This is a genomic window from Syntrophotaleaceae bacterium, from assembly GCA_041390365.1.
In the GTDB taxonomy this organism is placed as follows: domain Bacteria; phylum Desulfobacterota; class Desulfuromonadia; order Desulfuromonadales; family Syntrophotaleaceae; genus JAWKQB01.
This window is the reverse complement of the sequence record JAWKQB010000002.1, coordinates 1,071,924-1,094,736: the sequence shown is the minus strand read 5'-3', so window position 1 is coordinate 1,094,736 and position 22,813 is coordinate 1,071,924. Positions and strand designations below refer to the sequence as shown.

Annotated in this window: 16 protein-coding genes; 1 reads left to right on the top strand and 15 read right to left on the bottom strand. The window is 58.9% G+C overall.

Annotated elements, in window-relative coordinates; genetic code table 11:
- Nucleotides 1-6: 6 nt before the first annotated feature.
- Both R2940_12110 and pheA read right to left on the bottom strand, forming a co-directional pair.
- Entirely contained in the window at nucleotides 7-861 is an 855-nt protein-coding gene (locus R2940_12110; protein ID MEZ4600523.1) for a prephenate dehydrogenase/arogenate dehydrogenase family protein, read from the bottom strand.
- A 28-nt stretch (nucleotides 862-889) separates the two neighbouring features.
- Nucleotides 890-1,963, bottom strand: coding sequence for a prephenate dehydratase (gene pheA, locus R2940_12105; protein ID MEZ4600522.1), 1,074 nt, complete (start codon nucleotides 1,961-1,963; stop codon nucleotides 890-892).
- A 187-nt stretch (nucleotides 1,964-2,150) separates the two neighbouring features.
- Between pheA and R2940_12100 the strand changes: the two genes are divergently transcribed.
- Nucleotides 2,151-3,341 (top strand): pyridoxal phosphate-dependent aminotransferase, encoded by a 1,191-nt coding sequence (locus R2940_12100; protein MEZ4600521.1) that lies wholly within the window; start codon nucleotides 2,151-2,153, stop codon nucleotides 3,339-3,341.
- 88 nt (nucleotides 3,342-3,429) lie between these two features.
- Here the strand turns inward: R2940_12100 and R2940_12095 are convergent, their stop codons facing one another.
- From R2940_12095 to R2940_12035, 13 genes are all read right to left on the bottom strand, one after another.
- A complete protein-coding gene (locus R2940_12095) occupies nucleotides 3,430-3,834 on the bottom strand; it encodes a GFA family protein (GenBank protein ID MEZ4600520.1) in 405 nt (134 codons plus the stop codon).
- Nucleotides 3,835-3,954: 120 nt separating this feature from the next.
- Nucleotides 3,955-5,655: a hypothetical protein gene (locus R2940_12090; GenBank protein ID MEZ4600519.1), complete on the bottom strand. Its 1,701-nt coding sequence runs from the start codon at nucleotides 5,653-5,655 to the stop codon at nucleotides 3,955-3,957.
- A 352-nt stretch (nucleotides 5,656-6,007) separates the two neighbouring features.
- Complete coding sequence (locus R2940_12085; protein ID MEZ4600518.1) at nucleotides 6,008-6,418, bottom strand: response regulator; 411 nt, start codon at nucleotides 6,416-6,418, stop codon at nucleotides 6,008-6,010.
- A 16-nt stretch (nucleotides 6,419-6,434) separates the two neighbouring features.
- The gene (locus R2940_12080) at nucleotides 6,435-12,536 is read right to left on the bottom strand and encodes a PAS domain S-box protein (GenBank protein ID MEZ4600517.1); all 6,102 of its coding nucleotides are present in this window, start codon (nucleotides 12,534-12,536) and stop codon (nucleotides 6,435-6,437) included.
- A 106-nt stretch (nucleotides 12,537-12,642) separates the two neighbouring features.
- Nucleotides 12,643-13,197, bottom strand: coding sequence for a thioredoxin family protein (locus R2940_12075; protein ID MEZ4600516.1), 555 nt, complete (start codon nucleotides 13,195-13,197; stop codon nucleotides 12,643-12,645).
- Nucleotides 13,198-13,485: 288 nt separating this feature from the next.
- Nucleotides 13,486-15,210 carry a single-stranded-DNA-specific exonuclease RecJ gene (gene recJ / locus R2940_12070; GenBank protein MEZ4600515.1) on the bottom strand — a complete coding sequence of 575 codons (1,725 nt, stop codon included), beginning with the start codon at nucleotides 15,208-15,210 and terminating at the stop codon, nucleotides 13,486-13,488.
- Between the two features lie 127 nt (nucleotides 15,211-15,337).
- Nucleotides 15,338-16,255 (bottom strand): protein translocase subunit SecF, encoded by a 918-nt coding sequence (secF, locus tag R2940_12065; GenBank protein ID MEZ4600514.1) that lies wholly within the window; start codon nucleotides 16,253-16,255, stop codon nucleotides 15,338-15,340.
- 10 nt (nucleotides 16,256-16,265) lie between these two features.
- Nucleotides 16,266-17,864, bottom strand: coding sequence for a protein translocase subunit SecD (secD, locus tag R2940_12060; protein MEZ4600513.1), 1,599 nt, complete (start codon nucleotides 17,862-17,864; stop codon nucleotides 16,266-16,268).
- Between the two features lie 78 nt (nucleotides 17,865-17,942).
- Complete coding sequence (yajC, locus tag R2940_12055; GenBank protein MEZ4600512.1) at nucleotides 17,943-18,257, bottom strand: preprotein translocase subunit YajC; 315 nt, start codon at nucleotides 18,255-18,257, stop codon at nucleotides 17,943-17,945.
- A gap of 53 nt (nucleotides 18,258-18,310) precedes the next feature.
- Nucleotides 18,311-19,438 carry a tRNA guanosine(34) transglycosylase Tgt gene (gene tgt / locus R2940_12050; protein ID MEZ4600511.1) on the bottom strand — a complete coding sequence of 376 codons (1,128 nt, stop codon included), beginning with the start codon at nucleotides 19,436-19,438 and terminating at the stop codon, nucleotides 18,311-18,313.
- 100 nt (nucleotides 19,439-19,538) lie between these two features.
- Nucleotides 19,539-20,570 carry a tRNA preQ1(34) S-adenosylmethionine ribosyltransferase-isomerase QueA gene (queA, locus tag R2940_12045; protein ID MEZ4600510.1) on the bottom strand — a complete coding sequence of 344 codons (1,032 nt, stop codon included), beginning with the start codon at nucleotides 20,568-20,570 and terminating at the stop codon, nucleotides 19,539-19,541.
- 76 nt (nucleotides 20,571-20,646) lie between these two features.
- Nucleotides 20,647-20,835 (bottom strand): DUF2065 domain-containing protein, encoded by a 189-nt coding sequence (locus R2940_12040; protein MEZ4600509.1) that lies wholly within the window; start codon nucleotides 20,833-20,835, stop codon nucleotides 20,647-20,649.
- A 112-nt stretch (nucleotides 20,836-20,947) separates the two neighbouring features.
- The gene (locus tag R2940_12035; GenBank protein ID MEZ4600508.1) at nucleotides 20,948-22,765 is read right to left on the bottom strand and encodes a YgiQ family radical SAM protein; all 1,818 of its coding nucleotides are present in this window, start codon (nucleotides 22,763-22,765) and stop codon (nucleotides 20,948-20,950) included.
- Between the last annotated feature and the right edge of the window lie 48 nt (nucleotides 22,766-22,813).

Here is a 22,813-nt window from a genome sequence, read left to right as displayed (position 1 = left end):
CGGCGTTCAGAGTATGGCGTCGCGGCTCTCTTTGGAACGCAGAAAGAAATTGAAAAGACTTTCCCCGTCGCCGGCGGCGATATCGCTTTTCAGTTCCTGCAGCACGGTTTCGAAATAGCTGATCACCTCCAACAACGCCTCCCGATTGGTCTGAGCGATATCGCGCCACATGGTAGGATCGGAGGAGGCGATGCGGGTAAAGTCCCTGAAGCCGCCGGCGGAATAGTGCAGGATGTTTTCACCGAAACGGTTTTCGCAGGCGACCGTGTTGACCAGGGCATAGGCCACCATGTGAGGGAGGTGGCTGACGGCGGCAAGGACCCGGTCATGACGATCCGCATCCATGATCACCACTTCGCTGCCGGCCCCCTGCCAGGCCTTTGTGACCAGGTCGAGGGCGCCGGGGTCGGTTTTTTCGGTGGGGGTCAGGATGCAGCGCCGCCCCTGATAGAGGGTGGCGAAGGCCGCCGCCGAACCGGTCCGTTCGGTACCGGCGATGGGATGCCCCGGCACGAAGTGAACCCCCGCGGGCAGAAGCGGTTCGATCTGTTCGATGACATACTGCTTGACGCTGCCCCCATCGGTCAGCACCGCGCCCCGTTTCATTCTTGGCAGGGCTTCGGCTGCCACCCGGGCCAGGGTCTGCACCGGGGTGGACAGGAAAACCAGATCGGCCCCCTCCACGCCTTCGCCCACATCATGGGTGAAGCGGTCGATGACCCCCCGCTCCACGGCCGTCTCCAGATTGGCCCGCCCGCGCCCGACGCCGACCACCTCGCCCACCAGCCCGGCCGCCTTGAGCGCCAGGGCCAGAGAACCACCGATCAGGCCTACGCCCACCACTGTAAGTTTGGGAATCAAGATCTTATCCTGCATATTTGACAACAGATCAGCGGGAACGCGGATAGGAGCCGAGCACCCTCAGCTCCTGGCAGCAAAGGCTCAGTTCGTCAACAGCCTCCCGCACCCGGGGTTCGCCGATGTGCCCTTCCATGTCGAGGAAAAAGACATATTCCCAGGCTTTGCGCTTCATCGGCCGGCTTTCGATCTTGGACAGGTTGATATTCCGTTCGCTGAAGGGCGCCAGCATCCGGTAGAGGACGCCCGGCTGATCCTTGACGCTGAACATGATGGAGGTCTTGTCCCGGCCGCTCGGCGCGGGAAGGTTGCGGCCGATGACCAGGAACCGGGTGTAATTGTTAGGATTGTCCTCGATCTTCTTCTTGATCGTTTTCAGTCCATACATAGAGGAGGCGATCTCCCCTGCAACGGCGGCCGTGGAAGGGTCCTCGGCGGCCATCTGGGCCGCCAGGGCGGTGCTGGCCACGTCGAACTGGGGAATGTCCGGCAGGTTCTCCTCCAGCCATTGCCGGCACTGGGCCAGGGCCTGGGGATGGGAGACGACCTTGCGGACATCCTCCATCCGGCCGCTCACCGACAGCAGATCGTGCTGGATCTCGAGCATGATCTCCGCGTTGATCTGCAGTTCCGAGCGCATGAACATGTCGAGGGTATGGGAAACGACCCCCTCGTTGGAGTTTTCCACCGGAACCACGCCGTAGGGGGCCCTGCCCCGCAGCACCTCGTCGAAGACTGCGGGAATGCTCTTCTGTGCCACCAGCTGCGCGGAAAATCCGAACTGCTGCAGGGCGGCCTGGTGGGTGAAAGTGGCCGGAGGTCCGAGAAACGCCACCTTCAGGGGGTGCTCCAGGGACAAGGAGGCGGAAATGATTTCCCGAAACACCCGTCGCACGCCCTCGTTGGGGAACGGACCGGGGTTGCCCTCCGTCAGACGTTCGTAGATGGCCCGCTCTCGGGCGGGGACATAGTACTCCCTTTTTTCGCCCGCCTTCAGGCGCCCGACCTCGAGCACGACTTCCGCCCGGCGATTGAGCAGACTGAGAATCTCGTCGTCGATCCCGTCGATCAGGTTTCGCAGTTCGGTCAGTTTGTTGTCCACCATTTGTTTCTTCCTCGCACCTTGTCCGGCATTAAGAATCGCCGGCTCAATCTAACGAATCCGTCCCCAAAATGCAATGACCTTGGCGCCGGAGCAGACGAAAACCTTTCTCCTTGACCGGTTTTGCTCCACCGGATACACTTCGGTCCACCCTCATGAATTCCTGGTTCAGGGCTATAAAGGAGAAACCATGACCATAGCCAACAAAATCGCCGGCTTCATCAACCGCGCCTCCTGGATCCGCAAGATGTTCGAGGAAGGCGCCCGGCTGCGGGCCATCCACGGCGAGGAAAACGTCTTCGACTTCACCATCGGCAATCCTTCCGTCGAGCCTCCCGAAATCCTCCATCGCCAGCTTCTGCAACTGGCCAGCCATCCCGTCCCCGGCATGCACCGCTACATGAGCAACGCCGGCTACGAGGAGACCCGCAAGGCGGTGGCAGAGGTCCTTTCGGAAAAATCCCCCGTCCCTGTCGCCGCCCGCCACGTTGTCATGACCTGCGGCGCCGGCGGAGCCCTGAACGTGGTGCTGAAAACCGTTCTCAATCCCGGTGAAGAGGTGATTATCCTGGCCCCGTACTTCGTCGAGTACATGTTCTATATCGACAACCACGGCGGAGCTCCAAGGACGGTCGGCACCGTGCCGCACACCTTCGAGCTGGATATCGACGCCATCGAGCGGGCCATCAACCCCAACACCCGCGCGATCATCATCAACTCGCCCAACAATCCGACCGGGGTGATCTATTCTGCGGAAAGCCTGCAGGCTCTGGGCAAGATGCTTGACCGCAAGGAGCGGGAACTGCAGCGGACCATCGTGGTGATTTCCGACGAGCCCTATGCCCGCATCTCCTACGACGGAGTCGAGGTCCCTTGCATTTTCGCCCATATTCGTAACGCGGTCATCGTCACCTCCCATTCCAAGGATCTGGCCCTGCCGGGAGAGCGGATCGGCTACCTGGCCGCCAATCCGCAGATGGAAGGGGTCGAGCAGTTCATGGAGGGCGCGATCTTCTGCAACCGGGTCCTCGGCTTCGTCAACGCTCCCGCACTGATGCAGCGTCTGGTGGCCGGTCTGCAGCACGAAAGCGTCGACATCGAGGCCTATCACGCCAAGCGCGACCTCCTCGTCGATCGCCTGACCGGGCTCGGTTTCCGCATGGTTCAGCCGAAGGGCGGGTTTTACCTCTTCCCCGAATCGCCCATCGCGGACGATATCGCCTTCACCCAACTCGCTCAAAAGCACAACATCCTGGTGGTTCCGGGGCAGGGCTTCGGAGCCCCCGGCTACTTCCGCATTGCCTACTGCATTGACATGGAGCAGATCCAGCGCAGCCTGCCCGCCTGGGAACGGCTCGCCAGGGACGCCGGGCTGGGCTAATTCCCTGCCGGCAGATTTCCGCAAAAAAGCCTCCCGATCGAAAGGAACGGGAGGCTTTTTTATGCTCCGGATGCGGCTGCCAAGACGGCTATAAATGACGAACCTCATCGGGTGACGAGGCAAAATTGTCGTTGCGACCGTCAACATAGGTGACGGGCGCATTGACCAATTCCTTGACGTCCAGGTCGTCCAGACAGGTGACATTGACCGCGTAGACCTTGCCGCCGAGATCGGGGATGATCCCCCATCCGAAGGGATGCACCCCGCAATTCCGGCAGAACAGGTGGTGGATGTTTTTGGCGCCGAACTGGTAGTCGGCGAGATCGCCCTCGCCTTCAAGCAGCCGGAAGTCTTCCGGTTTGGCCATCGACAGCCAGTTCCTCGTCTTGGTGCAGATCGAGCAGTTGCATTTGAAAGTCCCTTTGTCCAGATCGATATCGGCCTCGAAGCGGACATTGCCGCAGTGGCAGCTGCCTTTGTAGGTTTTCTTCATGTCGAATCTCCTTATTCAACCGCTTTGAATAACGGCAAATCAATCCATTTCCGAAAATCCAAATCGAAATCGAAATCGGGATCGAAATCGGCTTTTGACTTTTGGTTACCCGATTCCATTTTAAAACACCGGCCGCTCCAGCACCAGATCGGCCCGAGCCCAGGCCCGCCGGAACCGTTTTTCCGCCTCTTCGGCCTGCAACTTTTTCCCCTGAGCCTCCAGAGAACGGGCCAGGCCGAACAGCGACCAGGGGTTCTCGGCGTTCTCCAGCAGATCCCTGCGGAAAACCGCCTCCGCTTCCTGATATCGGCCGAGATCCATCAGCAAAGCCCCAAGTGATTGACGCACCGGATAATACCAGTCGGGCGGTTCGGTATAGGACAGCCCATCTTCCAGGGTCACCCCGCGTGCGTAGTGGGCGAGCGCTGCATCCGAATCTCCCCGGGCGGCAGCGATGTCCCCGGCCAGCACCTCCGTCGCAATCTGCAGTAGCTGAGCGCCGTTGTTCAGCCCCAGGATTTTGACCCGGCCCACTTCAGGATCGGAGGCCAGGAGGCGTACCGTGGCCAGTTCCCGCTCGGCCGAAGAGGTCTTCCCCGAGTGCACAAGGGCCATGCCTCGGGCATAATGCCACATGCCCCGCGGATACTTGAGGTCCCTGTCCGGGGCGGGCTCCGCCAGGATCTCGTCCCAGCGACCGAAGCGTACCAGGGCGTAGTAGGGGGCCAGATAGAACTGCTGCAGCCCCTCGAGGCCGGGCTGCCGCATGGCGTCCTTGTCGACCTCCCCGGCCAGGGCCCGGGCGGCTTCGATCGACTCCCGGGAACGTCCCTGCATCATGTATGCGGCCAGGAGAAAATGCCGGTTATGCGGCATGTACCCCAATCGGTATAATCCTCTGCTATCGAAGGAAGCCCGCAGGACCTTGTCCGCCTTGATCGCCTCCTCGTTGGCGGTGCTGCAGTCGTGATAGAAACCGGCGGCATAGTAGCCGTGACCGGCCATGTGCACCAGGTGTCCTGCGGCGGGTGCGAGATGGCGAATAAGGTCCGCACTCCTGATGGTCGCCTCCGGGGTCGGCGAATTTTCCATCAGATGAATGTAGAGGTGATGGCCATGGGGATGAGAGGGATGCGTCTCGATGACATCCTCCAGAATGGCCCTGATGGCGGGAGTCCAGGGCTGTGCCCGACCTTCTTCAGTCCAGTAATTCCAGGGGTGCAGGTTCATCAAAGATTCGGCATAGAGTACGGCCACATGCGGGTCGTCGGGGAATTTTTCATAAACCTCCCCCATGGCTGCGGCGAAAGCCTGGTCGAGGGGGGAACGGTCGGCCACCAGCTTCGGTTCGTAGCGAACCGACAGGGCTTCTATCAGAGCGCGCTCCTTGTCCGTCACCCGGTTCGACAGGGCCAGGGCACTCTGCAGTCTGGCATAGGCCTGAGGAACATCGGCATCGTTCATGGGAGCGTTGATGTTCGGCCCTAGAACAAAAGAGGCGCCCCAGTATGCCATGGCACAATCGGGATCGATTCTGGCCGCTTCGAGATAGGAAGCCTCGGCATCACTGTGATCGAATCCGAAAGTCAGAACCAGTCCCTGCTGAAAGTAGTCCCGGGCCTCCTGGCTGTCGGTAGTAATGGAAAAAGGCGGCGCATAAAGCCCATCAAGCAAGGGGACTCGAGCTGAGGATTCGGCGGAGGGATCCGTTTTTTCCTCAGCCAAAGAAGATGCAGCACCGGGTAAAAGGACCGGAGTCAAGACCAGAATCAGCAGAAGGGAAAAAATTGTGACAAACCCGCTATAGGTCGATGCTTTCATAGGGTTTCCCCCTTCCAACGGTTTGCAACTGAAGAGAGCCGATCACCGGAGGCGAATGGCGCATTGAAAGCCGCCCGTGAGGTTGCCATCGATTTTGGTCCAGCCCTACCTGGGCTTGGCAGGCTGTTCAACAACGGTTATTTCAAGAATATTGCGATTGGGAAGGTTTTCAAGACGAAGGCAGGTCTTTGACTAAAAACACAAAAATTGTCAGAATTTTGGCTGAAGCGCAGATTGATTATTGACAAGCCCGATAGAAGTAGGGTTCGAACCTTTCTGACTTGGGAGCCTTCAGAAAATCGAGGGCAGATTTTCGATAATGTGCAGCCTCCTAGTAGGGTTCGACAGGCTCCTAGAAGTCCTTGCGACACACGTCAGTAATACAATCGCTGATGGTATCGCAAAGAAGCTGAGTGCTGACCGGTTTTCTCAGGTAGGAATTGAAGAGGGTATCGACGTCGCCATTCAGGCAGTCGTAGCTGTTGTGGGCAGAGAGGGCTATTATACAAGCCTCCGGGTTGAAGCTGCGGATTTCGCGAGCCATGCTGATGCCGTCCATGACCGGCATGCTGATGTCGGTCAGCACGATTGGCGCACCGATTTTCATAAAAAGCTCGAGGCCTTCCCTGCCGTTGTCGGCCGTGTATACCTTCTGCTCCGGAAATTTCATCGAGATGATCGCGCTGAGGAATTGTCGGGTGATCGGCTCATCCTCCACGCACAGGATCGAAATGTGATCACAACCTTCTATTTTATCCTTCATGTTTGGCGACATTCTATTAAACCTCTATTCTGAATTCTGCGCCCTCGGCGGCGTTCCGGGCGTAAATCCTGCCGCCCATGTTTTTTTCGATAATCGTTTTGGACATGAACAGACCTATTCCGGTGCCGTGCTCCGGCCCCTTGGTGGTAAAGTAGGGATCGAACACCTTCTCCAGAATGTCCTCTGCAATGCCCCCGGCGTTATCGGCGATGATAATCACGGTTCTATCATTTTCCGTGCCGAGGCAAACCCTAATTTTCGGATTTTTCACTTTTCTTTCCCGGAAAGCGTCCCGGGCGTTGATCAGAACATTGAGAAGCACCTGACCGAATTCGTTGGGGTAACCGAAGATCATCGGATCTCCGGTTTCCTCTACATCAACAATGATATTCAGATTCCGGAAGGCTTCCTCGATCAGTCTGATGGTCTTATGGACCGCCATGCTGGCCGGGAACCACATTTTCTCCTTCTCCGGCTTGAAATAGTTGCGGAAATCGTCGATGGTCTGGGACATGTGATGAATGATCTGCATCGCCTTGTCCCCCAGGTCTTCCAGGGCCTTCCGGTCCAGACCGCCCGATTCAAGCATCATGGGCAGAGCCTGAACGATCAGCCCCAGGCCGTTGAGAGGCTGGCGCCACTGATGGGCAATATTGTTGATCATCTCCCCCATGGCCGCCTGACGGTTTTGCTGCAGGAGCAACTGATCCTTTTCCCGCAGCTGCGCGGTTCGCTCCCTCACCTTGGTCTCCAGGTCGGCATGGGCGGCCTGCAGCTCTTCCCGGGCCCGCTTGCGTTCCATGGCGATGGCGACCTGGTCGGCCACTGCCTTCATCAAGGCAAGTTCCTCCTCTGTGAATCGGCTTCGGGTGCGGGTGCCGAAGGACAGCGTACCCAGCACCCGCCCCTGCGCCATCAGCGGGTGACAGGCGTAGGCCTGAATGCCAAAGGAGTGAACCAGATCGGTGCGGGGATCGGGCGTATTGGGAATATCCTCGGCGACGATCCGGCAGGCATCCCGGGCGGCACAGCCGCACACGGCAACGCCATAATCCAGAAACTCGATTTTTTTTGCCTCTTCCGCCGGAATGCCGGCATAGGCATTGAGATACATACGGTCGCTGACCTCATCGACAAGGAAATTGAAGAAAGTCTGGCAGTCCAGAAACGTCATGACCTTCCGGCACAGGGCTTCGACGATCTCCTGAGGCTCATCGGTCGTGAGAAGCCTGCTGGCAGTGGTTTCCAGCAGGTCGAGCAGCTGATAATTCCTCTGAAGCGACTCTTCCGCCTGTTTACGATCGGTGATGTCGTGCACAATGGAATAGAGCAATTCCCGCCCTTCCAGGGGGATGGGTCCGCTGAACACCTCCACGTCCCGGATCTGTCCATCCGCCAGCCGGTGTTTGAAGATAAAGTGACGGCGCAGGGCGGTTTTTGCCATCTGCATTTTTCCTTGGACCTGGTCTTTGGCTTCAGCGTTGATCTCGGCGATATTCATGCAGATGATCTTCTTCAGAGAATGGCCGTAGAAGTCGCATGCGGCGGGATTAGCACTGACGATCGCCCCGCTTTCGGGATCGATGAGCAGCATGACCGCATGGTTGTTCTGGAAAAAACTTCGATAGCGCTGTTCGCTCTCCTTCAACGCCTCCTCTGCCTGCCTGCGCTCGGTGATGTCCTGGGCGAAGCCGTAGACCTTGACCACCTTGCCCGAGCTGTCCTGAACGAACCGTCCACTGGCATGGACGGTACGGACAAACCCGTCATTCTGGCGCACGATCCGATGAACCAGGTCGTAAGGAGCGAGCCCCTTCAAAGTCTCTTCAAAGGCCCGGGCCACGGCGGCTCTGTCCTCAGGATGAGCGATGGCCAGCAATGCTTCGACGGCAATAAGGGGATTCAGGCACCCGTGGATGGTCAGCCACTCGTCGGAAAAGGTCCAGCGGTCGTCGATGACGTTCCATTCCCAGGCCCCGGTGTGGGACAGCGACTCGGCCTCGGCAAGAAGCCTCTGGCTGTGGCGAAGGTCCTCTTCGGCCTTTCTGCGGGCATCGATATCCTGTATGACGGCGAGTGCGCAGAGGGGATTGCCCTGGGAATCGTTCACCAGATTCACCGTCAGATGACCCCAGACTGTGGTGCCATCACGACGCAGATAGAGCTTTTCGGTCTGGAAGCTGTCGATCTCCCCGCGCACCAGGGCCCTGTGCTTGGTGGATGATTCTTCACAGTGTCCAGCATGCGTCACATCGCCGAAGGTCTTCTGCAGCAACTCCTCTTCCGAATATCCCAGGAAACGGCAGAATGCCTCGTTGACTTTCAGGTATCGGCCGCTAGAGGGGTCGACCTGCACCATTGCCACACTCGACTGTTCGAAGGCGACCCGGAACTGCTCCTCCCTCTCCCGCAGAGCGTCCTCAGCCTGCTTTCGCTGTGTGATATCGCTGCCGATGGCGAGTATTTCCTGAACCTCTCCGTCCTCTGCGCGGATGGCCCGGTTGGTCCAGCTCATCCAGACACGCCTTCCGTCCCGACAGACATTCTGGTTGATGTTTTCCCGGTACCGCTCGGGATGGGCCACGATATCCTGCACCAGTCCCTTCAGATCGGCTCCCGTGGTTTCCTCATCGGGAACAATGATGCCGACCGGCCGCCCGAGCGCCTCTTCTGCACTCCAGCCAAACAACTGCTGGGCATACTCATTGAAGAAGGTAAGGGTTCCGTCTGACCGCCAGCGGAGGATGGCGCTATTGGCGTTCTGCACCAGTTCCCGGTAACGGGCCTCGCTCTCCGCAAGGGCCTTTTCGGCCTGGCGGCGCTCCGTAATGTCCTCGGTGAAAATGACGATGCCGCCGATCGCACCGTTGGTATCGGTCCAAGGTCGAACCTCCCACCGGATCCACTGGCAGGAACCTTCGACGGTGCGGAACAGATCCGCCTTGCACTGAACCACCTCGCCGGCCAGCCCTCTCCGGTGGGCTTCCTTCCAGTCCTCACCGATATCCGGAAACACCTCGTAATGGGAAACCCCGACAAGGTTCAGGGTTCCCAGATTGTAGTCCTGTCGCCAACGGCGGCTGGCGGCAAGATATCGCATCTCCCGATCGAACATGGCCAGGGCGACAGGTGCATGTCGAATGAACAGGCGCAGCCGCTCCTCGCTGGAACGCAACTCCGCCTCGGCCCGCTTGCGTTTGGTGACATCGCTGGCATAGAGGTTGACATAGCCTTTCTCCTGAATCGGCACCAGCGAAAAAGAAAAGATTTTCGTTCCGGATTCGATTTCGATTTCTCGTCGACTGTTGTTTTCAATAGCCGCCACCAGTTCAACCTGCACGAAGTCGGGAACGGGATCCCCCGGCCCACACCGCCACCATGTCAGCAGTTCGGAAGCGGATCGATTGGCGTAGCGCAGAATCCCGTTTTTAGACACCCTCATGACGGGAAAGGGGTTTTCCTCCGGGAACAGGGCGACGCTACGGACCTTCTCCTCAACGCATTTCCGATCCGTGATATCCACCAGGGTGAAGACGATGCCGTCCAGGGCTCCCTCGGAGGTTCGGTAGGGCAGTACCCTCATCAGGAAATGGCGCAGGTTTCCCCGCGTCGTCACCTCCCTTTCCGTCGGAACGAGAGTCTCCAGTACTTTCCGGGCGTCATCCTGCAGAAGGCTCCAGTCGATATCCCCGCCCATATGCCGGAAGGGGCGGCCGATGTCGGCGGGAATCAGATTGAGCAGCCCTGCCATGGCAGGAGAAAACCTTTTTATGAGCAGATCACGGTCGAGGAAGATGGTCGCGATTCCGGAGCTGGTGAAAAGATTTTCCATGTCGCTGTTCATCTGATCGAGCTCTTCCACTTTTGCATGGAGCTCGGCATTGACCGTGACCATCTCCTCGTTCAGGGCCTGAAGCTCCTCCTTGGAAGCCTCCAGCTCCTCGTTGGTCGATTGCAGTTCCTCGTTGGCCGACTGAAATTCCTCATTGATCGAAAGCAACTCGTTGTTGGTCTCCAGAAAGCCGTCGTTGGAAGACTCGAGCTGCACCCTGGTAACCTGAAGCTGCTCATCGGTGATTCGCAACTGCTCTTCCAGCTGAAGAATGAGCGATTCCCGGGAAAAGTCGGCATCGGCGGCAGGAGAAGGGGCAGCCACCGGGCCGGGTGCGGGTTCCAGGACGACCAGCGCCAGTTTCCCTTCGACCGGGTGCGGGGGCAGCGGCTCGACGATGATATTCACCCCGGCCTCCCCCCCTTCTTCGGCGAGTCTCACTCCACGAAAATCGACTTTGGTCCCTTCCGCAAACGCCTTGTAGATGCCTGCCCGCAAAGCAGGCCTGAGTTCCTCCCGGGCCATCTTCAAAATATCCCGGGTCGGCTTTCCCACCGGGACCTCGAGATAGCGACGGCTCGGGGAGGTGATGTGCAGCACCTCGTACTTCCCGTTGATGACCACGCAGGGGGGGGAATACCGGTCCAGAAGAATCTTTTCGGCAAGGGCTGCAGGGGAGGGAGCGGGGACCTCGGCAGGTTGCCGGCGCCCGGTGCCGAGCGGGGATTTCAGTCCCGGCGCCCAGAAGGGGAAGAGGCCTGCATTCTGCCTTGGGGCGATCTCTTTCCGCTGATAAATTTTCCATTTCTTGTTCAGCGGCGTGAAAAATTCCGAGTTGGGTCCCACAGATTCCGAAGCTCCCAGAAAAAGAAATCCGCCCGGTTTCAGCGCGAGATGAAACAAAGCGATCAGATCCTTCTGCATGTCGGCATTCAGGTAGATGAGGAAGTTTCGACAGACCAGCAGATCAAGTCTGGAAAAGGGCGGGTCCTTGATGAGACTTTGGGGGGCGAACAGAATGTTGTCACGCAGGTCTTTGACAACCTTGAGGCGGCCGCCCTGATTGATGAAGAATGTCTCGAGCCGCCCGGGACCCACATCAGGCCCGATATTTTCGTGATAAAGTCCGCTCCGCCCCTGGGCTACGGCCTCCTCGTCGATGTCGGTGGCGAAGATCTGGACCCGGTTGGCGAGACCTTTTTGCTGCAGATGCTCCCGCATCAGGATGGCGACGGAATAGGCTTCTTCACCCGTGGAACAGCAGGGGTGCCAGACCCTCACCGGATCAGCAGGGTCCCGGTCCGCGAAAAGGAGAGGAATCACATCCTTTTCCAATACTTCGAAAGCATCAGGGTCCCGGAAAAACCGGGTGACCCCGATGAGCATTTCCCTGGCCAGGGCACGGGCCTCTTCAGCGTCCTGCTTGAGCAGATCACAATATTTTTCGAGCTCCTGGCACCCATGCACCCTCATGCGCCGATCCAGCCTGCGCAGGACGGTACTCCGCTTGTAGGGAGCGAAATCGTGTCCGGTCTGCAGCCTGACCGACGTAAAGACTTCCCGAAGGTCCTGTTCCTGGGCCTCCGCTCGGCACGGCAAGGTGAAGTCGGCCTGATTGTCGGCAATCTCCCCGATTTTGCGCGCAATCTCCTCCACCGGCAGAACCTTGTCGACAAAACGGGTGGCGATTACGTTTTGCGGCATGACGGGGTTGACGGCGGTTTCAGGGTCCTGAACCAGGACGATCCCCCCCCTCTCCCTGATCGATTTCACCCCCTTGACACCGTCATTGCCGAAACCGGACAGAACAACTCCTATTGTCCTGCTGCCGAATTCTTCGGCCAGAATGGAAAAGAGATGGTCGATGGGAAGGTGTCCGGCGGCCGAAATTTTGGAAGGTCGGTTTACCCGAAGCCTGCCTTCTTTAAGTTTCAGGTGAAGGTCGGGCGGTATAATGTGGACGGTGTTCGGAAGAAGGGGCGCCAGATCCTCTGCGGTAAACACGTCCATGGAGGTGTAATGGCGGACAATGTCAGCGAGCAGGGGAGGGCCTTCTGGGGGAAGAGGCATGGCCACCACCAAAGCCAGGCGAATGTCCTGCGGCAGGGCGGAAAAGAATTTTTCCAGGGGATCGAGACCTCCGGCGGAAGCACCGATGCCGACAACAAAGCAGGGCTCATCCTGCTTTTCGTCCCCATCCTGTGCGCTGTCCGCTTCTTTTTTCTTTTGATCGGATACTGATCCTGCAGCCCCTTGGATGATGCTTTTCTTTTCAATTAGCGCCATGCCCCCTCCTTCACGGTCTACATTAACTTATTTCCAGCCCTGAAACCAACCCCATTCCAAACTAAATTAGTCGAAATAGTGCCCTGCCTTTTTCAACTTATTCGATCTACGAATTCCGCCACTTGATTGAACACCCCATGGATGGTTTCTGGTTCTGCATGAACGAACCTCCCTCTGCCAAAGCCCCCATGGCTTCCCGCAGTTCCTGCCGTGTGACCGCACTCTCGTCCTGCCAGTTGTCATCGAGGCGGCCGTGATAGGCCAGATTTCCTTCGGCATCGAAAAGATAGGGGTCGGGCGTGCATTGGGCCTTGAAGGCCGTTGCCACCTGCTGGGTTTCATCCACTAGGTAGGGAAAAGAGATGGCCAGTTCTGCAACCTTGTCCTTCATCCTGAACGGAGCATCATCCGGGTAATCGGGATGGATGTTGGCGTTAATGGCCACCGTGTTGATTCCCCGAGGGGCAAACTCCTCGGCCAGGCGAACGAATCTCGGCCATTGGGCATTGGCGTAAGGACAGTGGTTGCAGGTGAAAAGAACCAGCAGCCCTTTTGACCCGAACAGATCGCGACTGCGGTAGATTTTGCCATCGGGATCCTGCAGGGTGAATTCGGGCATGGTGCTGCCGAGAGGCAGATCGACGGAGTGAACCAGGGCCATGGCAAGCCTCCTTTTGCGGAATGGTTGGATTCGGTATCCAAATAACCATAACGCAAAACAGCCCGGGCGGAAGGATTAAAATTTTTCGTTCTCGTTCTCGAAATTGGGGTCGGGGTTGGGATCGAGGTCGATAAGGATTTTCTCGTTGTCAGTAAAGCGAAGCGAAACGGTTGTCGTAATCGTTGTCGTAATCGGATTCCAGTCAGAAATTACGATTACGACTACGATTACGACAACGACAACGACCGCCCACCGCCACCGATTTTGGTGGGATCTGAATTCTGTTTTTCATTCGGCCGAGCGAAAATCCTTGACCAGCAACTGGACCGTGCGTCTCCCCTGCCATTCGTTGATCTGAGGGGCAAAGAGCAGGTCAAGGCGCCCGTTCAGAGCCGACACCCGCTCGCCCAAGCCAAAGCCGATACAGGGGCAGCTGTAGCCCCCCTGCAGGGCGATGAATCGGATATGGCCATTGCCGACGACCTGCGGCCGTTGCACGAGAACGCCGCGGGCCACGAAGACAGGCTGAGGATTGCCTGCACCGAAGGGTGCCAGGCGGCGCAATTCGTCGACCGGCTCGAAATTCAGCTCCTCCAGCTGGACTTCTCCGTCGAAAAAGAGCCTGGGTTCCAGCTGTTCCTCGTTCAGCGTCTCCCGACCCAGGGCTTCAAAAGCCGCACGAAAATCCTCAATGCTGCTGTCGCGTATGGTCAGGCCGGCGGCGAATTCGTGACCGCCAAAACCTTCGAGAAGCGAGCGGCAGGATTCCATCGCACGATAAAGATGAAACCCCTTTATGGATCGGGCGGATCCCTTGCCCAGGCCGTTTTCCAGCGCGACCAGAACCGCGGGGCGGTGGTACCGCTCCACCAGGCGGCTGGCAACGATACCGATCACTCCGGGATGCCAGCCATCACTGGCCAGCACAATGGTTCGCCGGTCGGAAAGACAGGTTTCATCGACCATGTCGATGGCTTCCTGCAGTGTCTGCTGTTCGATGGCCTGTCGCTCACCGTTGACCCGATCCAGTTGCCGGGCCATTTCAAGGGCGCGCTCAGGAGAAGTTTCCAGCAGCAAAGCCACCCCCTGGGCAGCATCCTCAAGCCGGCCGGCGGCGTTGAGTCGGGGAGCGAGGCGGAACCCCACGTCGCCGCAGGATACCCGGTCGAGAGCTGTGACAGTTTTCAGTGCTTCTATGCCGGGCCGGCCGCCCTGGCAGAGCAGATCCAGCCCGTATCGGACCAGAAGGCGGTTCAGTCCGACGAGGGGCACGATGTCGGCAATGGTACCCAGGGCCACCAGATCGAGGGACCGGCGCAGATCCGGCTCCCTGCGTCCCGCAAAAAAGCCCTGCTCGCGCAGCCTCGCCCGCAGGGCGATCAGAAGCATGAAGGCGACACCCACTCCGGAGAGTATTTTTTCCGGAAATGGACAGTCGGGCCGCCCGGGATTGACAACGGCCAGTGCCCTCGGCAGTTCGGCAGGAACCTGGTGGTGATCGGTGATGATGAGGTCGAGTCCCAGCTCTTCCGCCAGCTTCGCCTCCTGCTGAGCAGACACCCCGCAGTCTACGGAAACCGCCACCCTGGCGCCTGCTTCGGCGGCCCGCTGCAGGGCCTCCCCGGAAAGGCCGTAACCGTCCTTGAGGCGCAGGGGGATGAAAAACTCAACCGTGGCGCCGAAGCGGCGCAGGGTCTCCACCAGCAGGGCGGTGCCGGTTATGCCATCGACATCGTAGTCGCCGTGGACGGCGATCGGCTCTCCCTTGTGAATGGCCTTGGCCAGCCGATCCACCGCCGCGGTCATGTCCTTCATCTGAAAAGGATCGGGTATGGCATCCAGCCGCCCCTCAAGAAACAGCCGCCCCTCCTCCTCATGACGAACCCCACGCTGGCCGAGCACGGTCGCTGTCAGCGGCGACAGGCCGAGGGATTTCGCCAGAGCTCCGACCAGGGCGACAGCCGGCTCACCACGGGGTTCCCAGCGGAAGCCTGTCACCTTTTTCAGGTTCATCTTTTTTTCCCTCCTTCCTGCACCCATGGCTGCCCGCCGGCACAAGGTTGCCCCAATGAAAAAGCGGGCCGGAACGACAGGATTCCGGCCCGCTGATATGAAGGATCGATTTGCCGGACCGTCCAGATCAGGCGGTACGGGTCTTCCTTTGGGCCCTGTAATTTTCCCAGAAGAGCAGCAGGGGGCTGGCCACGAAAATTGAGGAGTAGGTTCCGACGATGATCCCGACCAGCAGGGCGAAGGCGAAGTTGTGAATGACGCCACCGCCGAACAGGAAGAGTGCCAGCACCACCAGCAGGGTCGTACCCGAGGTCAGGAAGGTGCGGCTGAGGGTCTCATTTATACTGCGGTTGATAATGTCGGCAAATCCGTCTTTGGCATGTTTCCCCATGTTTTCCCTGATGCGATCATAGACGATGATGGTGTCGTTCAGAGAATAACCGATGATGGCGAGAAATGCCGCAATGATGGGGAGGTCGATCTCCTTGTTGAACAGGGAAAAAGCCCCGAGGGTGATCATAACGTCGTGCACCAGGGCAAGAATGGCACCGACCGCAAAGCGGAATTCGAATCGCCAGGTGACGTAGATCAGGATGCCGACCATGGCGTAGACAATGGCCATGAGCCCCTTCTTGCGCAGATCCTTGCCGACCTGCGGCCCGACCATTTCGACCCGGCGGATCTCCACCTTCCCTTCGCCGTAGGCCTGGGTCAGGAGACTGTTGATCTGCCGTGCCATACCCTCCAGTTGGTCACTGGTACTCTGCGCCCGCAGCAGAAATTCGTTGGCCTCGTCGCCGAATCTCTGCACCGTCAGGCCGCGCAGGTCCACCCCTTCCAGAGCCTTGCGGATATCCGCTGCCTTGGTCTCCTCGAGAAACATCACCTGAACGACCGTACCTCCGGCGAAATCGATGCCGTAGTTGGGTCCGCCCTTGCTCACCAGCGAGACGAGACCGACCAGGATCAGTATCAGGGAAAAGATGACGGCAATGCGGCGTTTGCCGACGAAATCGAGATTGATGTCAGGATTGATAATTTGCATTCCGTCCTCCCTAGACGCTGAGCCGTTTGACCTCAAATCGGGTCAGGAAGAAATCGAAGACAACCCGCGAGACGAAAATCGCGGTAAACAGCGAAGCAACGATGCCAATGGAGAGCGTGACGGCAAAGCCCTTGACCGGACCGGTACCGAACTGGAACAGCACCAGGGCAGCGATCAGAGTCGTGACGTTGGCGTCGATGATGGTCCAGAAAGCCTTGGCGAACCCGGCATCGAGAGCTGCCCGGGCGGTCTTGCCGATACGCAGCTCTTCCCGGATCCTTTCAAAAATGAGCACGTTGGCATCCACCGCCATCCCCAGGGTCAGAACGATGCCGCCGATCCCGGGCAGGGTCAGAGTCGCCTTGAACAGACTCAGCAGGGCCAGGATGAACAGCAGGTTCAGCACCAGGGCGAAGTTGGCGACGATTCCGGACCAGCGATAATAGATGCCCATGGCCAACACCAGCGCGATACCGCCGATGACCACCGAAACAATCCCCTTCCTGATCGAATCGAAACCCAGGGAGGGACCGACCGTACGGTCTTCCATGATCTTCACCGGCGCCGGCAGGGAGCCGGCCCGCAGGACGATGGCCAGGTCGGTTGCCTCCTGTTCGGTGAAGGACCCGCTGATCTGGGCGCTGCCGCCGGAGATCCGTTCCCGAATAACGGGAGCGGAATAGACCGTGTCGTCCAGAACGATGGCCAGTCGCCGACCGGTATTGCCGCCCGTGATCTGGTCGAAGCGCCGGGCACCGACGGCGTTGAAATCGAGGGCCACGTAGGGTTCGTTGAACTGGGGATTGATGCTCATGCGGGCGTCGGAAAGCAGATCGCCGGTCAGGACGGTCTTGTCCCTGACAACGATCGGGGTTTCCGTAGCCCTGCCGGTCCGCGGATCGACATGCCGCTCATAGAGCAGTTTGGTCCCGGGCGGCAGTTGGCCGCGAAGGGCCTGCTGCGGATCGACGTCATCCGCCACCAGCATGAATTCAAGGCGGGCGGTTTTGCCGAGCAGGGCGATGGCGCGCTCGGGATCCTTGACCCCCGGCAGCTGAATGAGGATACGATTGCCGGCCTGCCGTTGCAGGGTCGGTTCACTGACCCCGAACTGGTCGACCCGGTTGCGCATCGTTTCCAGTGCCTGGCGAACGGCGTACTCCTTGATCCGATGGACTTCGTTGTCGCTCAAACGATAATTTTTTTCGATGTAGCCACCCTGTGTCGACAGGGTCAACGGCTCGAGACTGGGAAAATTCTCGTCCATCAGGGCATCCACCCTGGTCCCGCTCTGCTCGTCGTAAACGGTAATGGCCAGGGAAGCCGCCGATTTCTGCTCAACCCTCCTGAAGACGATATCCTTCTCTCTCAGCAACGCTTCGATTTCATCCGCGATGGTGTCCAGCTGGCTCTCCACCGCCTTGTCGACGTCGACCCCGAGAACCAGATGCATTCCGCCCTGAAGGTCGAGGCCGAGCTGTATTGGATCAAATGCCTTTTGCCACCATTGGGGCAATCGATCCTTAAAAAAGGTGGGTGCCAGCGATATCAGCGAGAGCAGAATACAGAAAAGGACCAGCCCCCCTCGAACCTTGATGCTCTTGGACATGGCAGTCGTAAACTCCTTTCAGGCACACTCCCGCCCCGTGGGGCGAGGACTGACAGCGATTGATCGGATCGGCGGAAACTACTGCTCCTTGGCCAGTCCGGCGATGGAACTGCGCGAAACCTTGATCTTCACTCCGGTGGCCACCTCCAGCGTGAGGACATCCTCCTGGACGGCCGTCACCTTGCCGTGAATGCCACCCGCGGTGACAACGTTGTCACCGGTTTTCAGGGACTCGATCAGCTCCCGGTGTTGCTTGGCCTTTTTCTGCTGGGGTCGAATAAGCAGAAAATAAAAGATGGCGAACATGAGCACCAGCATGATGATCGGCTGGTAGGGGTTGGCTCCGTCCGCCCCGGTGGGAGAACCTGCAAAAGCAAAAACTTCAGAAATCATGGCATTAGCCTCCTGGTCGGGTTAAAAGTCTTTTTTCTGTCAGTAAAACCGTTTCAGTCTTCCGATCCTGCCTGGCGACGGCGATAGAATTCGTCTTTGTACTGACTGAACCGGCCCTGTTCCAGTGCTTGACGTGCACCGGCCATCAGTCCGAGATAGTAGTGTAAATTATGCCGGGTGTTGAGCATCGACGCCAGTATTTCATTGCTTAAATACAGATGGCGCAGATAGGCCCGGCTGTAATTGCGGCAGACGTAACAGCTGCAAGCGGGGTCGACAGGCCCTGCATCCTCCGCATATCGGGCCTGTTTGATGACGATCTTGCCGAAGGTGGTGAAAAGCACTCCGTTGCGGGCGTTGCGGGTCGGCATGACGCAGTCGAACATGTCGACCCCGCGGCTGACCCCCTCGATGAGATTTTCCGGGGTTCCGACACCCATGACATAGCGGGGCCTGTCCTGCGGCAGAAGCGGCAGCGTGGTCTCCATCACCTCATACATCTTTTCTGCCTCTTCTCCGACGGAAAGCCCCCCGAGGGCATAACCGTCAAAACCGATTTCAAGCAGCTCCTCGGCGCTTTTGGCGCGCAGGTCGGGGAACATCCCCCCCTGTACGATACCGAACAGGGCCGCACCGTTTTCCCGGCGCAGGGCCTGTTTGCATCTGAGGGCCCAGCGACCGGAAAGGGCGGTGGATTCAGCCACGTATCCACGGGGAGAGGGATAAGGGATGCATTCATCGAAGGCCATGACGATGTCGGCCCCCAGCGCTTCCTGCACGGCGATGGACAGTTCGGGGGTCAGCAGATGCGTGGAACCGTCGAGATGGGATTGAAAACGAACCCCCTCTTCACTGATTTTCCTCAGCTTGCCGAGACTGAAGACCTGGAAACCGCCGCTGTCGGTCAGAATCGGGCGATTCCAGTTCATGAACCGGTGCAGACCGCCCAGATCCCGAATCCGCTCATGGCCGGGCCGCAGATAGAGATGGTAGGTATTGGCGAGAAGGATGTCCGCCCCTTCTTCCTGCAGGGTTTCGGGCAGGATGGCTTTGACCGTGCCTTGAGTTCCCACAGGCATGAATACCGGCGTCTCGATGACCCCTCGGCGGGTTCCAACCCGCCCTCTTCGCGCCCCCGTAGTCTTATCCTGCTGTAAAAGATCGAAACTGAAAGCTGTCAATGGAAAGACCTGGAGAATGAGGGCGTCGAAAAATTCACCAACTGAAATAGTTGATGCTTTTTCCTTGGCCATGGGCTCTTTTTGCTTTCTTGCGAAAGCATCAAATTATCAACATGCAATCGCCATAGCTGAAAAAACGAAATCCTTCAGCGACCGCCTGGCGATAGGCCTTCAGCACGAAGTCCCGGCCGGCAAAAGCCGAGACCAGCATCAGCAGGGTGGAACGGGGCAGATGAAAATTGGTGACCAGGGCATCGACGATCCGAAAACGGTATCCGGGGGTGATGAACAGGTCGCAAACCCCCTCCCCCGCCACCAGCCGCCCCTTGTCATCCGCAGCATATTCCAGTGTTCGGGTGCTGGTCGTTCCCAGGGCGAAGATCCGGTCACCGCGGGCCCGGGCTTCGTTCACCAGCGCGGCTGTAGCCTCGGGTACGAAGTAATTTTCCTCATGCATGCGGTGCGAAAGGATATCCTCCGACCGGACCGGCAGAAAGGTGCCGAGGCCGACATGCAGGGTCACCGGACAGATAGTCACACCCCTTTCCCGCAGGGTATCCAGCAGGTCTTCGGTGAAATGCAGCCCGGCGGTCGGTGCCGCAACCGATCCGGCCGTCCGGGCGTAGACCGTCTGATAGCGCTCCCGGTCGAGACGATCGTCATCCCGGTGAATATAGGGCGGCAAAGGGATGTGACCGACCTTTTCGATCGCCTGAAGAAAATCCCCCTCGACAGCGAACCGGATCTGACGATAGGGCTCTTCCCCGCCGGCCAGAACCGTTCCCGTTATCCCTTCCCCCATCAAAAGCCGGCTGCCCGGCCTTGGGCTCTTCGAGGATTTGGTCAGGCAGGCCCAGACTTCCTCGTCTCCGGACAACCGTCTCACCAGCAGGACCTCGATTTTTCCTCCCGACTCCTTGCGGCCCAGCAGACGGGCGGGAATGACCCGCGTGTCATTGAGAACCAGCACGTCACCCGGCCGGAAATAGTCGAGAATGCCCTGAAAGTGGCCGGTTTTCACCACCCCAAGAGCGCGATCGAGCACCATCAGCCGAGACCCGTCGCGGCGAAGCGCGGGAGTCTGGGCGATCTGCTCCGGAGGCAGTTCGAAATCGAAATCACTCAGACGCATGCAGTCTGTCTCCGGAGAGATAAAGTATGACCGATAACGCGTAAATCAAACACAAAAAAGAGGTGAAGTCAATGGTTTATGGTTTTCCGGCCAGGTAGACCAGGAGCAGGCCTCCCATCATCAGGGTCAGGCCGAACAGGCGGAGGGAAGCATCGGAAGACTCGGACATGCGCCGGATCAGCCTCCTGATGGAGACGGGGGACAGGAACCAGGGAACTCCCTCGAGAATCAGGACCAGCCCCAAAAGCGTCAACAGAGTTTCCATACGCATCCAATGATGTTTGCCGACCCAACCAAAGAAATGTCATTTGCCGACCCGGGAGGGGCGGAATGGAGCGGGTGGCATCTTAATCCCTGTGTTCCCGGCTGTCAAGGCGTCACTTCCGGGACCCGTCCCTGGCTGGCCTATTTTTCCCGCCGGGCCGCCAGTTGCGTTTTCCGGCCAACAGTTCCGCTGCCAGTTCGCCCCGTCCGCAAAGTTCAAGGGCCTCCATGACGTCCCGGCGGTGTTCCGGAAGATGCCACAGCAGCAGGGCTTTCTGCAGCCGGCGCTCTTTTACCGACTTGGGGACATAGACGGATTCCCCGGTGAAGGGATCCCGGCCGGTGAAATACATGCATGTGGCCAGAGTCCCGGGGGTGGGAGTGAATTCCTGAACCTGTTCCACCCGCAGGCGATGCCGTTCAAGGTAAAGAGCAACGTCGACCATATCGTTCAGGGTGGTTCCGGGATGCCCGGCAATGAGGTAGGGCACCAATCCATAGCGACGATCCGATTTTGACGTCTTTTGACGAAAAAGGGCGAGAAAGGCCTCGAATACCGCCGGACCCGGCTTGCGCATGATGCGGGCGACACCACCGCAGAAGGTTTCGGGTGCGACCTTCAGCAGGCCGCCCACATGATGCCGCAGCACCTCTGCGAAATAGGCCTGCTGCCTTTCCAGCAGATCGTAACGGATGCCGGACGCCACGAAAACGTTCCTCACCGATTCAAGGCTGCGTATTTTTTGCAGCAACCGCACGGCCCGGCGGTCATCGACTTCCAGGTTCCGGCAGAGGTCGGGGAACAGGCAGCTCTCACGCCGACAACGGGCCCGAGCCTTCTCGTCGCGGCAGGCCAAACCATACATATTCGCGGTCGGACCGCCGACGTCGGTGACGGTGCCTCGGAACCCGCTATCCCGGGCCATGGCTTCGATTTCTTCGATAATCGACTTTTCTGATCGAGACTGAATCCACTTCCCCTGATGGGTGGCGATGGCACAGAAGGCGCAGCCGCCACAGCAACCGCGGTGCGTGGTGATGGAATGCCGGATCTGCTCGAAGGCCGGTATCGGTTCCGGATAGGACGGGTGCGGACGTTTGACGAAGGGAAGCCGGTAGATCCTGTCCAGTTCCTCTTCGGACAGGGGCAGCGCCGGCGGATTCACCATCACCCAGCGCTGCCCGTGCTGCTGCAGAAGGACGCGACCGGCCCAGGGGTTGAATTCCCCGGCAGCCAGCCGGAATGCTTCATTATAGGCGGCCGGTTCGGAAGCGACATCCTCGAAGGATGGAAGAACCAGGCCCTGCTCGGGCCGGGAAGAACCGAGACAGGCGGTGCCGGGCAGATCCCGGATCGTTTCAAGGGTTTCCCCTGCCCTGCAGCGCCGGGCCAATTGCAGCAGGGCGGTTTCGGCCATGCCGAAGACCAGGAGGCTGGCCTTGCTGTCGACCAGGACGGAACGTCGAACGCTGTCCGACCAGTAATCATAATGGGCCAGCCGACGCAGACTCGCTTCGATGCCGCCGATGACAACGGGGAGATTCCTGAAAGCCCCCTTGAGGGCAGCCGTGTAGGCGATCACGGCCCGATTGGGACGCAATCCGCTTTGGCCTCCCGGGGAATAGGCATCATTGTGGCGGATCTTTTTCGCGGCCGTATAGTGGTTGACCATGGAATCCATGGCCCCGGCGGAAATGGCTCCGAACAGGCGGGGACGTCCCATCTCGAGAAAAGCGGCAGGATCCCGCCAATCAGGCTGAGCGAGGATTCCGACCCGAAAACCTTCCGCCTCGAGCAAGCGGGCCAGCAGGGGTACGCCGAAGGCGGGATGATCGATGTAGGCGTCACCGGAAACGAACAGTATATCCAGTTCGTCCCAGCCCCGCTCGGTCATATCTTTGCGGCAGACGGGAAGGAACCGATTTTTCAAGGATGACTTCAGTGACCTTGCTCCCCAGCAGGGCGAACCGGCCGGTTC